Origin of the sequence: Klebsiella sp. 10-1, from assembly GCF_009758445.1 — a bacterium.
Classification (GTDB): Bacteria; Pseudomonadota; Gammaproteobacteria; order Enterobacterales; family Enterobacteriaceae; genus Klebsiella; species Klebsiella scottii.
The window spans coordinates 766,593-781,721 of record NZ_WQRE01000001.1 but is presented as its reverse complement, the minus strand read 5'-3'; the positions used below and the strand labels follow the sequence as shown (position 1 = coordinate 781,721).

At 58.3% G+C, this 15,129-nt stretch carries 10 protein-coding genes; 5 read left to right on the top strand and 5 right to left on the bottom strand.

Features of this window, described 5'->3' with window-relative positions; all coding sequences use genetic code 11:
- Window positions 1-137 precede the first annotated feature (137 nt).
- The 5 genes from serS to lrp form a co-directional block, all read right to left on the bottom strand.
- Complete coding sequence (gene serS / locus GO007_RS03660) at window positions 138-1,430, bottom strand: serine--tRNA ligase (protein ID WP_041144783.1); 1,293 nt, start codon at window positions 1,428-1,430, stop codon at window positions 138-140.
- Window positions 1,431-1,522: 92 nt separating this feature from the next.
- Window positions 1,523-2,866: a replication-associated recombination protein RarA gene (rarA, locus tag GO007_RS03655; protein ID WP_095095624.1), complete on the bottom strand. Its 1,344-nt coding sequence runs from the start codon at window positions 2,864-2,866 to the stop codon at window positions 1,523-1,525.
- Window positions 2,867-2,874: 8 nt separating this feature from the next.
- Entirely contained in the window at window positions 2,875-3,486 is a 612-nt protein-coding gene (gene lolA, locus GO007_RS03650; protein ID WP_095095621.1) for an outer membrane lipoprotein periplasmic chaperone LolA, read from the bottom strand.
- A gap of 132 nt (window positions 3,487-3,618) precedes the next feature.
- Window positions 3,619-7,653: a DNA translocase FtsK gene (ftsK, locus tag GO007_RS03645; protein WP_095095618.1), complete on the bottom strand. Its 4,035-nt coding sequence runs from the start codon at window positions 7,651-7,653 to the stop codon at window positions 3,619-3,621.
- A 135-nt stretch (window positions 7,654-7,788) separates the two neighbouring features.
- Window positions 7,789-8,283, bottom strand: coding sequence for a leucine-responsive transcriptional regulator Lrp (gene lrp, locus GO007_RS03640; RefSeq protein ID WP_000228469.1), 495 nt, complete (start codon window positions 8,281-8,283; stop codon window positions 7,789-7,791).
- Between the two features lie 531 nt (window positions 8,284-8,814).
- Between lrp and trxB the strand changes: the two genes are divergently transcribed.
- The 5 genes from trxB to infA all read left to right on the top strand — a co-directional run bounded on the left by trxB (window position 8,815) and on the right by infA (window position 15,001).
- Complete coding sequence (trxB, locus tag GO007_RS03635; protein WP_095095615.1) at window positions 8,815-9,783, top strand: thioredoxin-disulfide reductase; 969 nt, start codon at window positions 8,815-8,817, stop codon at window positions 9,781-9,783.
- Window positions 9,784-9,896: 113 nt separating this feature from the next.
- The gene (gene cydD / locus GO007_RS03630) at window positions 9,897-11,663 is read left to right on the top strand and encodes a heme ABC transporter permease/ATP-binding protein CydD (protein ID WP_095095612.1); all 1,767 of its coding nucleotides are present in this window, start codon (window positions 9,897-9,899) and stop codon (window positions 11,661-11,663) included.
- The gene (gene cydC / locus GO007_RS03625; RefSeq protein ID WP_095095609.1) at window positions 11,664-13,385 is read left to right on the top strand and encodes a heme ABC transporter ATP-binding protein/permease CydC; all 1,722 of its coding nucleotides are present in this window, start codon (window positions 11,664-11,666) and stop codon (window positions 13,383-13,385) included.
- Window positions 13,386-13,565: 180 nt separating this feature from the next.
- A complete protein-coding gene (gene aat, locus GO007_RS03620) occupies window positions 13,566-14,270 on the top strand; it encodes a leucyl/phenylalanyl-tRNA--protein transferase (RefSeq protein ID WP_095098020.1) in 705 nt (234 codons plus the stop codon).
- A 512-nt stretch (window positions 14,271-14,782) separates the two neighbouring features.
- On the top strand, window positions 14,783-15,001 hold the full coding sequence (infA, locus tag GO007_RS03615; RefSeq protein ID WP_002211347.1) for a translation initiation factor IF-1: 219 nt from the start codon (window positions 14,783-14,785) through the stop codon (window positions 14,999-15,001).
- The last annotated feature ends 128 nt before the right edge of the window (window positions 15,002-15,129 follow it).

Below are 15,129 nucleotides of genomic sequence, written 5' to 3'. Positions count from 1 at the left end.
TTATATTTTATTAGTTTTTTATGCTGCTTTAACTCAAAGGGAGTATGGAAGGGTTCAACGGACGGGTTATTGCCCAGCATCAAGAAGGAGATGAAAAAAAAGCGCCCGTAGGCGCTTTTGAGAAGGAGGTAGAAAAATCAGCCGATGAACTCAAGGCCGCGCATATACGGGCGCAGAATTTCCGGGATTTCAATACGGCCGTCTGCCTGCTGATAGTTTTCCATCAGCGCAACCAGAGTACGACCCACAGCCAGGCCAGAGCCGTTCAGCGTATGGACCAGGCGCGTTTTCTTATCAGACTTGCTGCGGCAGCGTGCCTGCATGCGGCGCGCCTGGAAATCCCAGACGTTCGAGCAGGACGAAATTTCGCGGTAGGTGTTCTGCGCCGGAACCCACACTTCCAGATCGTAGGTTTTGCATGCGCTGAAGCCCATATCGCCGGTGCAGAGCGCCACTTTACGGTATGGCAGACCCAGCAGCTGCAGAACTTTTTCCGCATGGCCGGTCATCTCTTCCAGCGCCGCCATGGAATCTTCCGGACGGACGATCTGCACCATTTCAACTTTGTCGAACTGGTGCATACGGATCAGACCGCGGGTATCACGGCCGTAGGAGCCTGCTTCAGAGCGGAAGCACGGCGTATGCGCGGTCATTTTGATCGGCAAATCGTCTTCATCGATGATCTCATCGCGAACCAGGTTAGTCAGCGGAACCTCGGCGGTCGGGATGAGCGCGTAGTTGCTGCTATCCGCCTCTTCTTCCAGCGGACGAGTATGGAACAGGTCGCCGGCGAATTTCGGCAGCTGGCCGGTGCCATACAGCGTTTCCTGGTTTACCAGATACGGGACATAGTTTTCACTATAGCCGTGCTGTTCGGTATGCAGGTCCAGCATAAACTGCGACAGCGCGCGGTGCAGACGAGCCAGCTGGCCCTTCATGACCACAAAGCGCGAGCCGGTCAGTTTGACCGCCGCAGCGAAGTCCAGCCCGCCGTGCATTTCGCCCAGCGTTACGTGATCGCGCACGTCAAAATCGAACTCGCGCGGGGTTCCCCAGCGGCTCACTTCGACGTTGTCGTTTTCACTTTTGCCCAGCGGAACGTCATCATGCGGGACGTTCGGGATGGTCAGCGCGATGTCGCGGATCTCGGCCAGCAGCGCGTCCAGATCGGTTTTCGCCGCATCCAGCTGTTCGCCAAGCTTGTTCACTTCCAGGCGTAACGGCTCGATATCTTCCCCACGCGCTTTCGCCTGGCCAATGGATTTCGATCGGGAGTTACGCTCCGCCTGCAGATTTTCAGTTTCAACCTGCAGAACTTTACGACGCTCTTCCAGAGCGCGCAGTTTATCTACATCCAGCTTAAAGCCCCGGCGTGCCAGTTTTTCAGCGACTGCGTCTGGCTCGGTACGCAGCAGATTGGGATCGAGCATGCTTATCCTGTGCTTATCGAATTAATAAAATGAAAAGTGGCCGCAGAATACGACCACCGGAATATCTTGATAACCTTACCGCAACGCTTCTGTTAGCGGTAGCGTTTTGTGGGGCTATTTTGATCCTGTTCGCTAAGCCAGGCGAGCTTTTCGCCAATTTTCCCCTCAAGCCCTCTGTTTGTTGGCCGATAATAGCGAGTTTGCGCCATTTCCTGCGGGAAGTACTCCTCCCCGGCGGCATAAGCGTTGGGCTCATCGTGGGCATAGCGATACTGCTGGCCATAGCCCATCTCTTTCATCAGCTTCGTCGGCGCGTTGCGCAGATGGACCGGCACGTCGTAGTCCGGACGTTCGCGGGCATCGGCCATCGCGGCCTTAAAGGCGCTGTAAACCGCGTTGCTCTTCGGCGCGCAGGCCAGATAAACAATGGCCTGAGCAATCGCCCGCTCGCCTTCAGCCGGCCCTACCCGGGTAAAGCAGTCCCAGGCGGAGATAGCGACCTGCATGGCCCGGGGGTCGGCGTTGCCGACGTCTTCCGAGGCAATCGCCAGGCAACGGCGGGCAACGTACAGCGGATCGCCGCCGGCGCTGATGATCCGGGCATACCAGTACAACGCGGCGTCCGGCGCGCTGCCGCGAACGGACTTGTGCAGCGCCGAAATTAAATCGTAAAAACGATCGCCCTTGTTATCAAAACGCGCACTGCGCTCGCCGGCAATTTCGGTCAACAGTTCGGCCTGCAGCACCCGCTGACCGGCGGCGTCGGTTTCGGCCATATCGGCCATCATCTCCAGCGTGTTGAGCGCACGGCGCGCATCGCCGTTTACCAGCTCGGCGATCGCCCGACGCGTCTCATCAGGCAGCACAATATTCTGCCCGCCGTAGCCGCGGGTTTTATCGCTCATCGCCTGCGTTAATACCTGCTCGATATCTTCGCTGGTGAGCGATTTCAGCAGATAGACGCGCGCTCTGGATAGCAGCGCGGAGTTCAGTTCAAAAGAGGGGTTTTCCGTCGTCGCGCCGATAAAGGTGATCGTGCCATCTTCGATATGCGGCAGAAACGCATCCTGCTGGCTTTTATTGAAGCGGTGGACTTCGTCGACAAACAGGATGGTGCGCCGACCGGCATTACGGTTCTGCCGGGCGCGTTCGATGGCTTCACGGATCTCCTTAACGCCGGAGGTCACGGCCGAAATACGCTCGACGTCGGCGCTGGCATAGCGGGCAATCACTTCCGCTAAGGTGGTTTTTCCGGTGCCCGGCGGGCCCCATAAAATCATCGAATGAAGATGCCCGGCCTCAATTGCCCGCGGCAAAGGTTTACCCGGTGCCAGCAGATGCTGCTGGCCAATGTACTGCGCTAAATTTTCTGGCCGCATACGGGCGGCCAGAGGTTGAAACGCATTGTCGGAAAAATCGAGCGACAGATTGCCCACATTCGCCTCTATTTACGTTGATCGTCCACCGTAACCCCTTGCGGCGGCGTGAAGGTAAACTTAGATGCGTCTATCGCACCGTTCTGCTGCGACTTCAGCTGGTAGCTGCTGCGCTGGTCGTCCTGCTCTACCGCGCTGAACTGATGGATGGTGCCATCACGCCCTACGTTAATGGTGAACTGCTTCAGGTTACCGCCGCCGCTTTTCGGCGTCAGGACAAAGTCATCGCCGTTTTGCTTAATATTATACTGCTGCCAGTCGTTAGACTGGTTACGCGCAATCAGCATAAACGGCGTGTTGCTGGTGGCGTCTTTCAGCCAGGTGACGGTCGCCTGCTCAACGAACGGGTTATAGAACCACAGCGTTTTACCGTCAGAGACCAGAATACTTTCATCCGGCTGGGTCATATGCCAGTTGAACAGATTCGGTCGTTTTACCCACAGGTCGCCCTGCCCGTCCTGTACCGCATTGCCGCTGCCATCAGTCACTTTTTGCGTAAAGCTGGCGTGGAAGCTGCTCACCTTATCCAGACGGCTTTTCAAATCGCCGGCGGCATCAGCCCAAACCTGGCTGACAACAAACCCAGACAGTAATGCACAGGTGATTGCGAGTTTTTTCATTGTTATTCCTTAATGTCCGTCAACGTGCGTCGCTCCCGGCGCGGGAGCCTCTTCTGCCCCTAATGTAGGACCGCCTGGCGCGGCGGGACAGAAGAATAGGCTGATTTTGCTCTTATTTACCCAACTTTGCACTCACTCGAAGGGCGGCGGCGCCAGCACTTCGCGGTTTCCGTTATGGCCCTGCTCGCTGACGATGCCCTGCGCTTCCATCTGTTCGATGATACGCGCGGCACGGTTATAGCCGATACGGAACTGACGTTGAACCCCGGAGATAGAGGCTTTACGCTTCTCGGTTACGAAATTGACCGCCTGGTCGAACAGCGGGTCCAGCTCTTCTCCGCCGTCAAATCCGCCGCCGCCGCCTTCGCTTTCGCTATCGGAGGTGATGCCGTCGACGTACTGCGGACGCCCGCGCGCTTTCCAGTCCTGGACTACCGCATGGACTTCCTGGTCACGCACAAATGCTCCGTGCACGCGCACCGGGATAGTCGAGTTCGGCCCGGAGTAGAGCATATCCCCCATCCCCAGCAGCGATTCGGCGCCGCTCTGGTCGAGAATGGTGCGCGAGTCAATTTTACTCGACACGGTGAACGCAATACGCGTCGGGATGTTGGCCTTAATCAGGCCGGTGATCACATCAACCGACGGACGCTGGGTAGCCAGCACGAGGTGAATACCCGCCGCACGCGCTTTCTGCGCCAGACGAGCAATCAGCTCTTCCACTTTCTTACCCACGGTCATCATCAGGTCGGCGAATTCATCCACCAGCACCACGATGTAAGGCAGTTTTTCCAGCACCGGATGGACCGCATCCATGCTGTCGCCCGGCTTCCAGTACGGATCCGGAATTGGCCGCCCCATGCGCGCCGCTTCGGCAATCTTCTCGTTGTAGCCCGCCAGGTTACGCACGCCCAAAGCTGACATCAGCTTGTAGCGGCGCTCCATCTCGTTCACGCTCCAGCGCAGAGCGTTGGCGGCGTCTTTCATATCGGTGACCACTTCCGTCAGCAGATGCGGGATCCCTTCATAGACCGACAGTTCGAGCATTTTCGGGTCGATCATAATGAAGCGCACATCTTCCGGCTGCGCCTTGTAGAGCATGCTGAGGATCATGGCGTTGACGCCGACCGACTTACCGGAGCCGGTGGTACCGGCAACCAGCAGGTGCGGCATTTTTGCCAGATCGGCAACGACCGGATCGCCCGCGATATCCTTGCCCAGCACCACGGTCAGCGGCGATGGGTTATCGCGGAATTTGGTATTATCCAGCACTTCACGCAGGTAGACGGTCTGACGCTTCTTATTCGGCAGCTCCAGGCCTACGTACGGTTTACCTGGAATAACCTCCACGACGCGCACGGCGACCGTGGATAGCGAACGGGCCAGGTCGCGCGACAGGTTAGAGATACGCGCGGCCTTCACCCCCGGAGCCAGGTTCAGCTCAAAGCGGGTGATAACCGGGCCAGGAGAGTAGTTCACGACGTCCGCTTTAATACGGAAATCGGCGAGGCGAGCTTCCACCAGGCGCGCCATTTGCTCCAGCGCGAAGGTATCAACCGGCTCTACCTCAGTCGGCGGCGGCGTCAGCAGATCCAGGGACGGCAGCGGCGTCGTCGGCCGCTGCAGCGGATGGCTGTTGCCGTTACGCATCAGGAGCGGGTGAATCAGGCTCTCCTGCGGCTGCGGTGCAGGCTGTTGGACCGGCGGTTGCATATGGGCCTGAGGGGCCTGCTGCGGCTGATAGCTCTGCGCCGCTGGCGCAGATTGTACCGGCTGCTGAACCTGAGGCTGCTGGTATGCAGGCTGCGGTTGCTGCGCCGGCTGCTGATAGTGCTGTACCGACGGCTGAACTTCCGGCATCGGCGTAAACAGCGGTTCGCTCGGGCCATCGTCCACTAACGTTTTCATCGGCGAGAAATCATAATCAGCCGAGGAGAACGGATTCGCCCCACGCGGCTGCTCGCTGCTGTAGCGCTGCTGCTGGGTCGCGGCAAACTGACGGGCCAGCTCGGCTTCAGCGGCTGAATCGTCATCGTCGGCTTCGTCAGCCTGGTAGACCTCACCGTAGCGCTGCTGCTGGGTCGCGGCAAACTGGCGCGCCAGCTCCCCCTGCTCCAGCTCGTTAACTTCTTCATCGGTGAGCGGTTCATCGTCATAATTCTGGTCCAGCTCCGCCTGACGAGCGCGCTCTTCCGCAATGCGCTGAGAAGGCAGCTTAATGCCATACGATGCCAGCTCACGGCGGGTCGGTACGCGGACGTGGTTAGGACGCGGCAGCTTCGGACCAATGCCTTCTTTGACCTGCACGCGCGGCCCGCCCGCAGCCGGGCTGAACAGCGGCGCGGCGGATGACGCGGCGGACGCCACCGCAGCGGCATCAACGGGCGACGATGGCGGCGGCGAAGAGATCGGTTTAGTCACAATCGGGCTGGCAGGTTCCGGAATCGGCTGATACCAGGCGGCAAGCTGTTCGCGTTCACGCGCGCGTTTCTCTTCGACCTCTTCGAAATAGTACATCGGCGGACGCTGCGGCTTAACCTCTTCCTGCGGAGCTTCGGGCTCGGTAACCGGCGAGGCGGCATAGGGTTCAGGCTGATAAGCAGGCTGCTGTACCGGCGCCTGTTCAGGCTGATACGCCTGATGCGGCGGATACGTTGGCTCAGGGCGATAATGAGGCTGCTGCACCGGCACCTGCTCAGGCTGATACGCCTGCTGCGGCTGGTACGGTGGCTCAGGCTGATAGTGAGGCTCATGTACAGGAGCCTGCTCAGGCTGATACGCCTGCTGCGGCTGGTACGGTGGTTCAGGCTGATAGTGAGGCTGCTGCACCGGCGCCTGCTCAGGCTGATACGCCTGCTGCGGCTGGTACGGTGGCTCAGGCTGATAGTGTGGCTGATGTACAGGAGCCTGCTCAGGCTGATACGCCTGCTGCGGCTGGTACGGTGGTTCAGGCTGATAGTGTGGCTGCTGCACCGGAGCTTGCTCAGGCTGATACGCCTGCTGCGGCTGGTACGTTGGCTCAGGCTGGTAGTGTGGCTCATGTACAGGAGCCTGCTCAGGCTGATACGCCTGCGCCTCCGGCTGCCAGCCGGCCTGTGGAGTCTGCCCGGCTACCGGCTCAGCCCATACCTGCGGCGCCGCGGTTGCTGCCGCAGCCGCGCTGACAGGATCGGCGATGCTATGGCCGTTAAGCAGCGGATCGTAGGGGTCAAAGTCACCCGGACGCGCTGCGCTGGCCCCGGAGAATAAGACATCGTCCGCATCTGACGGACGCGCGGCGCTGGCGCCAGAAAACAGCACATCGTCTGCCGCAACCGGCGCGCCGTTGGCGCTGAACTGGACGTCCTCCTCGGCATCATCCATGCGCTTACCGGAGAACAGCGCAGCGTCGGTCTTGCGCCCCATCGGATTGGAAAACTTCTCAGCCAGACGCTGGCGACGCGCCAGGGCGCTGCGTAAAATTCGTGCGCGACGCGATCCCTGCGGTTTCGCCGTATCGTCGTCTTCGTCATCCTCATAGTCGTCCTCATCCACCCACGTATCGTCCCGACGGGTACGGTTACTGGCAAAGGTAAGGACGGAAAGAATCACGCCGCCGAGCTTTTCGGCAATGCTGACCCACGACCAGCCGGTAAACAGGGTTAAACCCGCCGCCCAGATGCAGAGCAGTGCGATAGTCCCGCCGCTGCTATGCAGCAGCGGTTGCAAAGTGGTGCTCAGCAAGCTGCCAATGACCCCGCCGGAGGCGAAATACCAAATATCATCGGCATTGATAGAGGCCAGGCCACAGGAGGTCAGGATCAGCGCCAGCGCGCCAATTAAGCGCAGCGAAACGGCGAAATAATCGATGTACTCGTCGTTAGCCTGATTGCGCCAGGCAAACCAGCAGCCGCCGATGATAATCACAGGAATGGTGTAAGCCATTACGCCAAAAATGAAAAATAGCGTATCGGCAAGCCATGCTCCCGGCGTACCGCCGATGTTGTGGATAGGCTCGTGCCAGGCAGTTTGCGACCAGCTTGGATCCGAGGGATTAAAGCTGAGTAAGGCCGCCATCAGCCAGATGGCAAAAAGGGTGCAAAGGATAAGTAACGCCTCAAGGAGTCGGCGCCCGCTGCTTAGCTTCGTCAGTTTGACTTCTTTGTCTTCGGTGTATTCCTGGCTCAAAAAAGGCTCTCCAGGTATCAGGCTGTTTCCTGCCTGCTGCTAAAACGGACAACAGTGCCGGGTCACCCCGGCACTGTTGCTGTATGGATTAACAGGAGTGTAATCAAACTACGTCGATTTTGCACCTGTTCCGTGTTAGCGCGTCTTAATTACCAGACGATTGCTCTGCTTGACCTCTTCCATTACCACGTAGGTACGGGTGTCGTTAACGCCCGGCAGGCGCAGCAGGGTTTCGCCCAGTAGTTTACGATACGCTGACATATCCGGTACGCGAGTTTTCAACAGGTAGTCGAAATCGCCGGATACCAGATGACACTCTTGAATTTCTTCAAGTTTTTGCACAGCGGCGTTAAATTGCTCAAACACATCCGGCGCGCCACGATTCAGAGTAATCTCAACAAATACCAGAAGTGATGCATCCAGATAATGCGGGTTAAGCAGCGCCGTATAGCCCTGAATAAAACCCTGTCTTTCCAGTCGACGCACGCGCTCAAGGCAAGGCGTCGGAGAAAGTCCCACCCGTTTAGAAAGTTCGACGTTAGAAATACGTCCGTCTTTTTGTAACTCATTCAGAATGTTACGATCGATGCGGTCGAGATCTTTGCCAGGGCGCTTCTTGCTATCTACCATTATTATTGTCTCTCTGTATTCCTTCCCTACTCCTGTTCTGACTCTGAGCCTTCACTGCCAGAGCCCATCCTGTTCTTACCCGTACGACTTGAGTAACCCAGGGGTACGTGAGAAGCCCGTTGCCTGACGGCAGCCACCGACATCACGCATGGCGTCTGTCCACACCATGCGTAGATTTCGCTAACCCGGATAAAAATGGCATTTGCATGCATGAAAATTCGCCACACGCAAAACGCTGCTTTTCTTCTTCCATGAATGTTTTCGCAAAAGCACAGGGGATTGTCAAAGCAAAACATCGATTTTTAGTACAAGATGCCAGATATTCATTATCCCCCCCCGTTGATTCTCATGTTTTCCTCTTATAATTGTGCTGCTGACAGTAGAATTAGTTATATTCTCCGTTCGTTAAATCGCCAGTTCATCGGCGGGTGCTATTGCACATATCGTTAACAAAATCGCTATGCTCTTTTTTTACGACAACAAATTCCCTACAATCCAGCCCAATGTATGCCAATAAATTATGGGGTTCTCATGGGCACGGCCAAACACAGTAAGCTGCTAATTCTTGGTTCTGGACCTGCGGGATACACCGCTGCGGTCTATGCCGCACGTGCAAACCTGCATCCGGTGCTGATTACCGGGATGGAAAAAGGGGGTCAGCTGACCACCACCACCGAAGTGGAAAACTGGCCCGGGGATCCGAACGATCTGACCGGGCCGCTGCTGATGGAACGTATGCACGAGCATGCGGCCAAGTTCGAAACCGAAATTCTTTTCGATCACATCAGCAGCGTCGATCTGCAAAACCGTCCGTTCCGCCTGGTCGGCGACAGCGGCGAATACACCTGTGACGCGCTGATCATTGCCACCGGCGCTTCCGCACGCTATCTCGGCCTGCCGTCTGAAGAAGCCTTTAAGGGCCGCGGCGTTTCCGCCTGCGCCACCTGCGACGGTTTCTTCTACCGTAACCAGAAGGTCGCGGTTATCGGCGGCGGCAACACCGCGGTTGAAGAAGCGCTGTACCTATCCAACATCGCGGCTGAAGTACACCTGATCCACCGTCGCGACTCCTTCCGCGCTGAAAAAATTCTCATCAAGCGCCTGATGGACAAAGTGGAAAGCGGCAACATCGTGCTGCATACCCACCGTACCCTGGAAGAAGTGACCGGCGACCAGATGGGCGTGAGCGGCCTGCGCCTGCGCGATACGCAGAATGCCGATAATGTCGAATCGCTGGAGGTTGCGGGCCTGTTTGTCGCTATCGGCCACAGCCCGAACACGGCGATTTTTGAAGGTCAGCTGGAGCTGGAAAACGGCTATATCAAAGTTCAGTCCGGCATTCACGGCAACGCGACCCAGACCAGCGTTGCTGGCGTCTTCGCCGCCGGCGACGTGATGGACCACATCTACCGTCAGGCCATTACCTCTGCCGGCACCGGCTGTATGGCCGCGCTGGACGCCGAGCGCTATCTTGACGGCCTGGCTGACGCTTGCAAATAATCTTTACAAGTCAGTAACAAAGGTAAAGAAGGCGACGAAAAGTCGCCTTTATTTTTTCCGCGTTGTAACATTGCCGTGCCCAAAAACTTATAACTCCACCTGCTAAGTGCGCAATGAATAAAACCCGTCAACAAGAGTTAACCCGCTGGTTAAAAGAACAGAGCATTCTCTCCCGTCGCTGGTTGATGATTTCCCGCACGCTGGGCGTCATTAGCGGCCTGCTGATTGTCGCTCAGGCCTGGCTGCTGGCGCGGATCCTTCACCGCATGATAATGGAGAATATTCCGGCGACGGCGCTGTTGCTGCCGTTTACCGTGCTGGTGCTGATTTTCGTCCTCCGGGCGTGGGTGGTATGGCTGCGCGAGCGGGTAGGATTTTATGCCGGGCAGCATATCCGCTATGAGATCCGTCGCCAGGTGCTCGATCGTCTGCAGGAGGCCGGGCCGGCATGGATACAGGGCAAACCTGCGGGCAGCTGGGCGACGCTTATCCTCGAGCAAATCGACGATATGCACGATTACTATGCGCGCTATCTGCCGCAGATGACGCTGGCCGCGTGCGTACCGCTGCTCATCGTTATCACTATTTTCCCGATTAACTGGGCGGCAGCGCTGATTCTTCTCGGCACCGCGCCGCTGATCCCGATGTTTATGGCGCTGGTCGGCATGGGCGCCGCGGATGCAAACCGCCGCAACTTCCAGGCCCTGGCGCGGCTGAGCGGCCACTTCCTCGACCGCCTGCGCGGCATGGAAACGCTGCGAATTTTCGATCGCGGCGCCGCGGAAACCGACAATATCCGCGAGGCTTCGCAGGATTTCCGCCAGCGAACGATGGACGTCCTGCGTCTCGCCTTTCTCTCCTCCGGGGTACTGGAATTTTTCACTTCCCTCTCCATCGCGCTGGTGGCGGTCTATTTCGGTTTCTCCTACCTGGGCGAGCTTAATTTTGGTCATTACGGCGCGGGCGTCACCCTGATGGCCGGCTTTCTGACCCTGATCCTCGCGCCGGAGTTTTTCCAGCCCCTGCGCGATCTGGGCACCTTTTACCACGCGAAAGCGCAGGCTATCGGCGCGGCGGACAGCCTGAAAGCCTTTATGGAAACGCCGCTGGCGCAGGCCGAGCGCGGCGAGAAGGTGCTTAGCGATAACGAGCTGGTGAGTCTTGAAGCGCGCGATCTGCGGATCAAGTCACCGGAGGGTAAAGTGCTGGCAGGACCGCTGAACTTCACCCTCCCCGCCGGTAAGCGCGTGGTGCTGGTTGGGCAAAGCGGCTCCGGCAAAAGCTCGCTGCTGAATACGCTGGCGGGTTTTCTGCCCTATGACGGGTCGCTGATGGTCAACGGCGTCGAGCTGCGCGATCTTGATAGCCAGCGCTGGCATCACATGCTGAGCTGGGTTGGACAAAACCCACAGCTGCCTGCGGCCACGCTGCGTGAAAACGTGCTTCTGGCGTGGCCTGAGGCGACCGAAGCGCAGCTTCAGCTTGCGCTGGATAAGGCCTGGGTAAGCGAATTTATCTCGCAGCTGCCGCAGGGCATTAATACGCCCGTTGGCGATCAGGCGACCCGCGTATCGGTTGGGCAGGCGCAGCGTATCGCCGTCGCGCGCGCGCTGCTGGTTCCCTGCCGTCTGCTGCTGCTTGATGAGCCTGCAGCCAGCCTTGACGCCCACAGCGAACAGCGGGTGATGCAGGCCCTGTCAAACGCCTCTTCGCAGCAAACAACGCTGATGGTCACTCACCAGCTCGAAGGTATAGCCGGCTGGGACGCTATCTGGGTGATGCAAAACGGACAGATTGTCGAGCAGGGCGAATATTCGCAGCTTGCCGCCGCCGAAGGGCCCTTCGCGACCCTGCTGGCTCATCGTCAGGAGGAGATTTAAATGCGCGCATTATTACCTTATCTGGCGTTGTACAAGCGGCACCTGTGGCTGCTGATGCTCGGCGTGGTGCTGGCGATCGTCACCCTGCTGGCCAGTATCGGACTGCTAACGCTGTCAGGCTGGTTCCTGTCGGCATCGGCCGTCGTCGGCGTCGCCGGTATCTACAGCTTTAACTACATGCTGCCCGCCGCCGGCGTACGCGGCGCGGCGATTATTCGTACCGCCGGGCGCTACTTTGAGCGGCTGGTGAGCCACGATGCGACTTTTCGCGTCCTGCAGCATCTGCGCGTTTTCACGTTCAGCAAGCTGCTGCCGCTCTCCCCTGCCGGGCTGGCGCGTTTTCGCCAGGGCGAACTGCTTAACCGCATCGTTGCCGACGTCGATACCCTGGATCATCTCTATCTGCGGGTCATTTCGCCGCTGGTAGGGGCGCTGGTGGTCATTCTGGTGGTCACCGCCGGCCTAAGTATTCTGGACGTCACGCTGGCCCTGACGCTTGGCGGTATTATGCTGCTGACCGTGCTGATACTGCCGCCGCTGTTTTATCGGGCCGGCAAACCGGCCGGCGAGTGCATAACCCAAATGCGCGGCCAGTACCGCCAGCAGCTCACGGCCTGGCTGCAGGGACAGGCGGAGCTGATGCTGTTTAACGCCAGCGATCGCTACCGCGAGCAGCTGGAGAAAACCGAACAGCGCTGGCAGGATGCCCAGCGACGTCAGGCCGAACTCACCGCGCTTTCCCAGGCGCTGATGCTGCTGATTGGCGGCGTTGCGGTGATTGCGATGCTGTGGCTGACGTCCGCCGGCGTCGGCGGCGATAGCCAGCCGGGCGCGCTGATCGCGCTCTTCGTTTTCTGCGCGCTGGCGGCGTTTGAGGCGCTGGCGCCGGTCACCGGCGCGTTCCAGCATCTCGGGCAGGTCATCGCCTCCGCGCGGCGGATTACGCAAATCACCGAGCAGCCGCCGGAAGTCTCCTTTGCGCAGAGCGCTAACCAGGCCTTCTCACGCGTGACGCTCACGCTGAATCAGGTCACCTTTAGCTATCCGCAGCAGCCCACCGCGGCGCTGGAGAATATCTCTTTACAGATTGCCGCCGGCGAGCATATCGCTATTCTCGGACGCACCGGCTGCGGAAAATCGACCCTTCTGCAGCTGCTTACCCGCGCCTGGGATCCGGCCCAGGGAGAGATTTTACTCAACGACCAGCCGCTTACGCAGCTCAACGAAACGACCCTACGCCGGGCAATGAGCGTGGTTCCTCAGCGCGTGCATCTGTTTAGCGCAACGCTGCGCGACAACCTGCTGCTGGCGGCCCCGCAGGCGAGCGATGCGCATCTGGCGAACACCCTCGAACGGGTCGGGCTGGGCAAATTGCTCGACGATAGCGGCCTCAACAGCTGGCTGGGAGAAGGCGGCCGTCAGCTTTCCGGCGGCGAGCTGCGCCGGCTGGCGATTGCCCGCGCCCTGCTTCACGACGCGCCGCTGATGCTGCTCGATGAGCCGACCGAAGGCCTGGACGCCACAACGGAAAGCCAAATCCTTGATTTATTAGCCGAAGTGATGAAAGAAAAAACCGTGCTGATGGTCACCCACCGCCTGCGCGGGCTGGCGCGTTTTAATCAGATAATTATCATGGACAACGGGAAGATTATTGAGCAAGGTAGTCACGCAGAACTGCTGGCTCAACAAGGGCGCTACTACCAGTTTAAGCAGCGCCTGTAGGCCAATCGTTATCGGGCTATCGCCGCCGGGCATCCCGAATGATTTTGTGTATATACTCAATGAGTTTCAGGCACGCGCAGCATGCGAGCCCCTGGCCGCTGGTCACGGGCGCAGATAGTACGCCGGCGCCTGAAAGACAGCGAATATACTGGACAATTGCTGGTGCGTATTGAGGTTAAAATGCGTCTGGTTCAGCTCTCCCGTCAGTCCATTGCCTTCCCCGCTCCGGAAGGCGCCCTGCGTGAACCGAATGGCCTGCTGGCGCTGGGGGGCGATCTTAGCCCGGCGCGCCTGCTGATGGCCTATCAGCACGGCATCTTTCCGTGGTTTTCGCCGGGGGACCCCATTTTATGGTGGTCTCCCGATCCCCGCGCGGTTCTGTGGCCCGGGCAGTTTCATCTCAGCCGCAGCATGAAGCGCTTCCACCAGCGCTCTCCCTATCGCGTGACGCTGAACCATGCTTTTGGCGAGGTGATTGAGGGCTGCGCCGCCAATCGCGATGAGGGCACCTGGATAACCGCCAGCATCGTCAAGGCCTACCACCAGCTGCACGAGCTGGGCCACGCGCACTCAATCGAGGTGTGGCGCGACGAGACGCTGGTTGGCGGGATGTACGGCGTGGCTCAGGGGGCGCTATTTTGCGGCGAGTCGATGTTCAGCCATGCGGAAAACGCGTCTAAAACAGCCTTGCTGGTATTCTGCCAGGCGTTTATGCGCGACGGTGGCCAGTTAATTGACTGCCAGGTGCTAAATAATCATACCGCGTCGCTGGGCGCCGTCGAAATTCCCCGCCGCGACTATCTCGATCGTCTGGCGCAATTGCGCAGCCAGCGTTTACCGGAAAGATTTTGGGTGCCGAGGGTGCTATTTACCGGCAATGTGTAAATGTTTTCAGCACATTCTTCGCCGGGATGGTATAATTGCGCGGTAGAGTAGCTTCTGCCCGTTGCCCCGCCGCCGTTTGGGAATAATAAGAGTCAGATAACGCCCATCGTTCTGTCACTCCCCCCCTTTACGTTTGCGCCTGTCGTGCGGTTTATCCGCGTGCATTCCGGGCAATGCGCCAAAACTACTTCAGTGATTTAAACCCAAACTTATTCATGATGCGCCGGGACGACAAACCAAACGCCAGGCAGCATCAATAACTATGTGACCGTGAGAACTAAGGCAGCCAGCAAGATAAAGTATATACACTCGCAATAAGTCGGGTTGCAGGCGGGCGGCAAGTGAACGAATCCCCAGCGCTTACTGAAACAGGTAGCCGGGATCGATGAACGCAGCCAGCGTGGATGCAACGCGGAGTGTGACGGGTATAAACGTAAAACTTTACTTACTCGCTGAACTTCGGCATTATCTTGCCGGTTCAAAACTACGGTAGTGATACCCCAGAGGACTAGATGGCCAAAGAAGACAATATTGAAATGCAGGGCACCGTACTTGACACGTTGCCTAACACAATGTTCCGCGTAGAACTGGAAAACGGTCACGTGGTAACTGCGCATATTTCCGGTAAAATGCGTAAGAACTACATCCGCATTCTGACGGGCGACAAAGTGACTGTTGAGCTGACCCCGTACGACCTGAGCAAAGGCCGCATTGTCTTCCGTAGTCGCTGATAGTTTTCCGCCCTCGTGGCGTTAGATGCGAAAGGCCGGGATAATTCCCGGTCTTTTTACATCCCTTCTCCGCTAAGCGACTGCGGATATAAAAAAACCGGCCCACAGGCCGGTTTTTGACGTTTCAG

Bases quoted from the DNA above. Each gene is read 5' to 3' on its own strand.
- serS (WP_041144783.1), bottom strand. From the start codon at position 1,430: ATGCTCGATCCCAATCTGCTGCGTACCGAGCCAGACGCAGTCGCTGAA.
- lolA (WP_095095621.1), bottom strand. From the start codon at position 3,486: ATGAAAAAACTCGCAATCACCTGTGCATTACTGTCTGGGTTTGTTGTC.
- lrp (WP_000228469.1), bottom strand. From the start codon at position 8,283: ATGGTAGATAGCAAGAAGCGCCCTGGCAAAGATCTCGACCGCATCGAT.
- trxB (WP_095095615.1), top strand. From the start codon at position 8,815: ATGGGCACGGCCAAACACAGTAAGCTGCTAATTCTTGGTTCTGGACCT.
- cydD (WP_095095612.1), top strand. From the start codon at position 9,897: ATGAATAAAACCCGTCAACAAGAGTTAACCCGCTGGTTAAAAGAACAG.
- cydC (WP_095095609.1), top strand. From the start codon at position 11,664: ATGCGCGCATTATTACCTTATCTGGCGTTGTACAAGCGGCACCTGTGG.
- aat (WP_095098020.1), top strand. From the start codon at position 13,566: ATGCGTCTGGTTCAGCTCTCCCGTCAGTCCATTGCCTTCCCCGCTCCG.
- infA (WP_002211347.1), top strand. From the start codon at position 14,783: ATGGCCAAAGAAGACAATATTGAAATGCAGGGCACCGTACTTGACACG.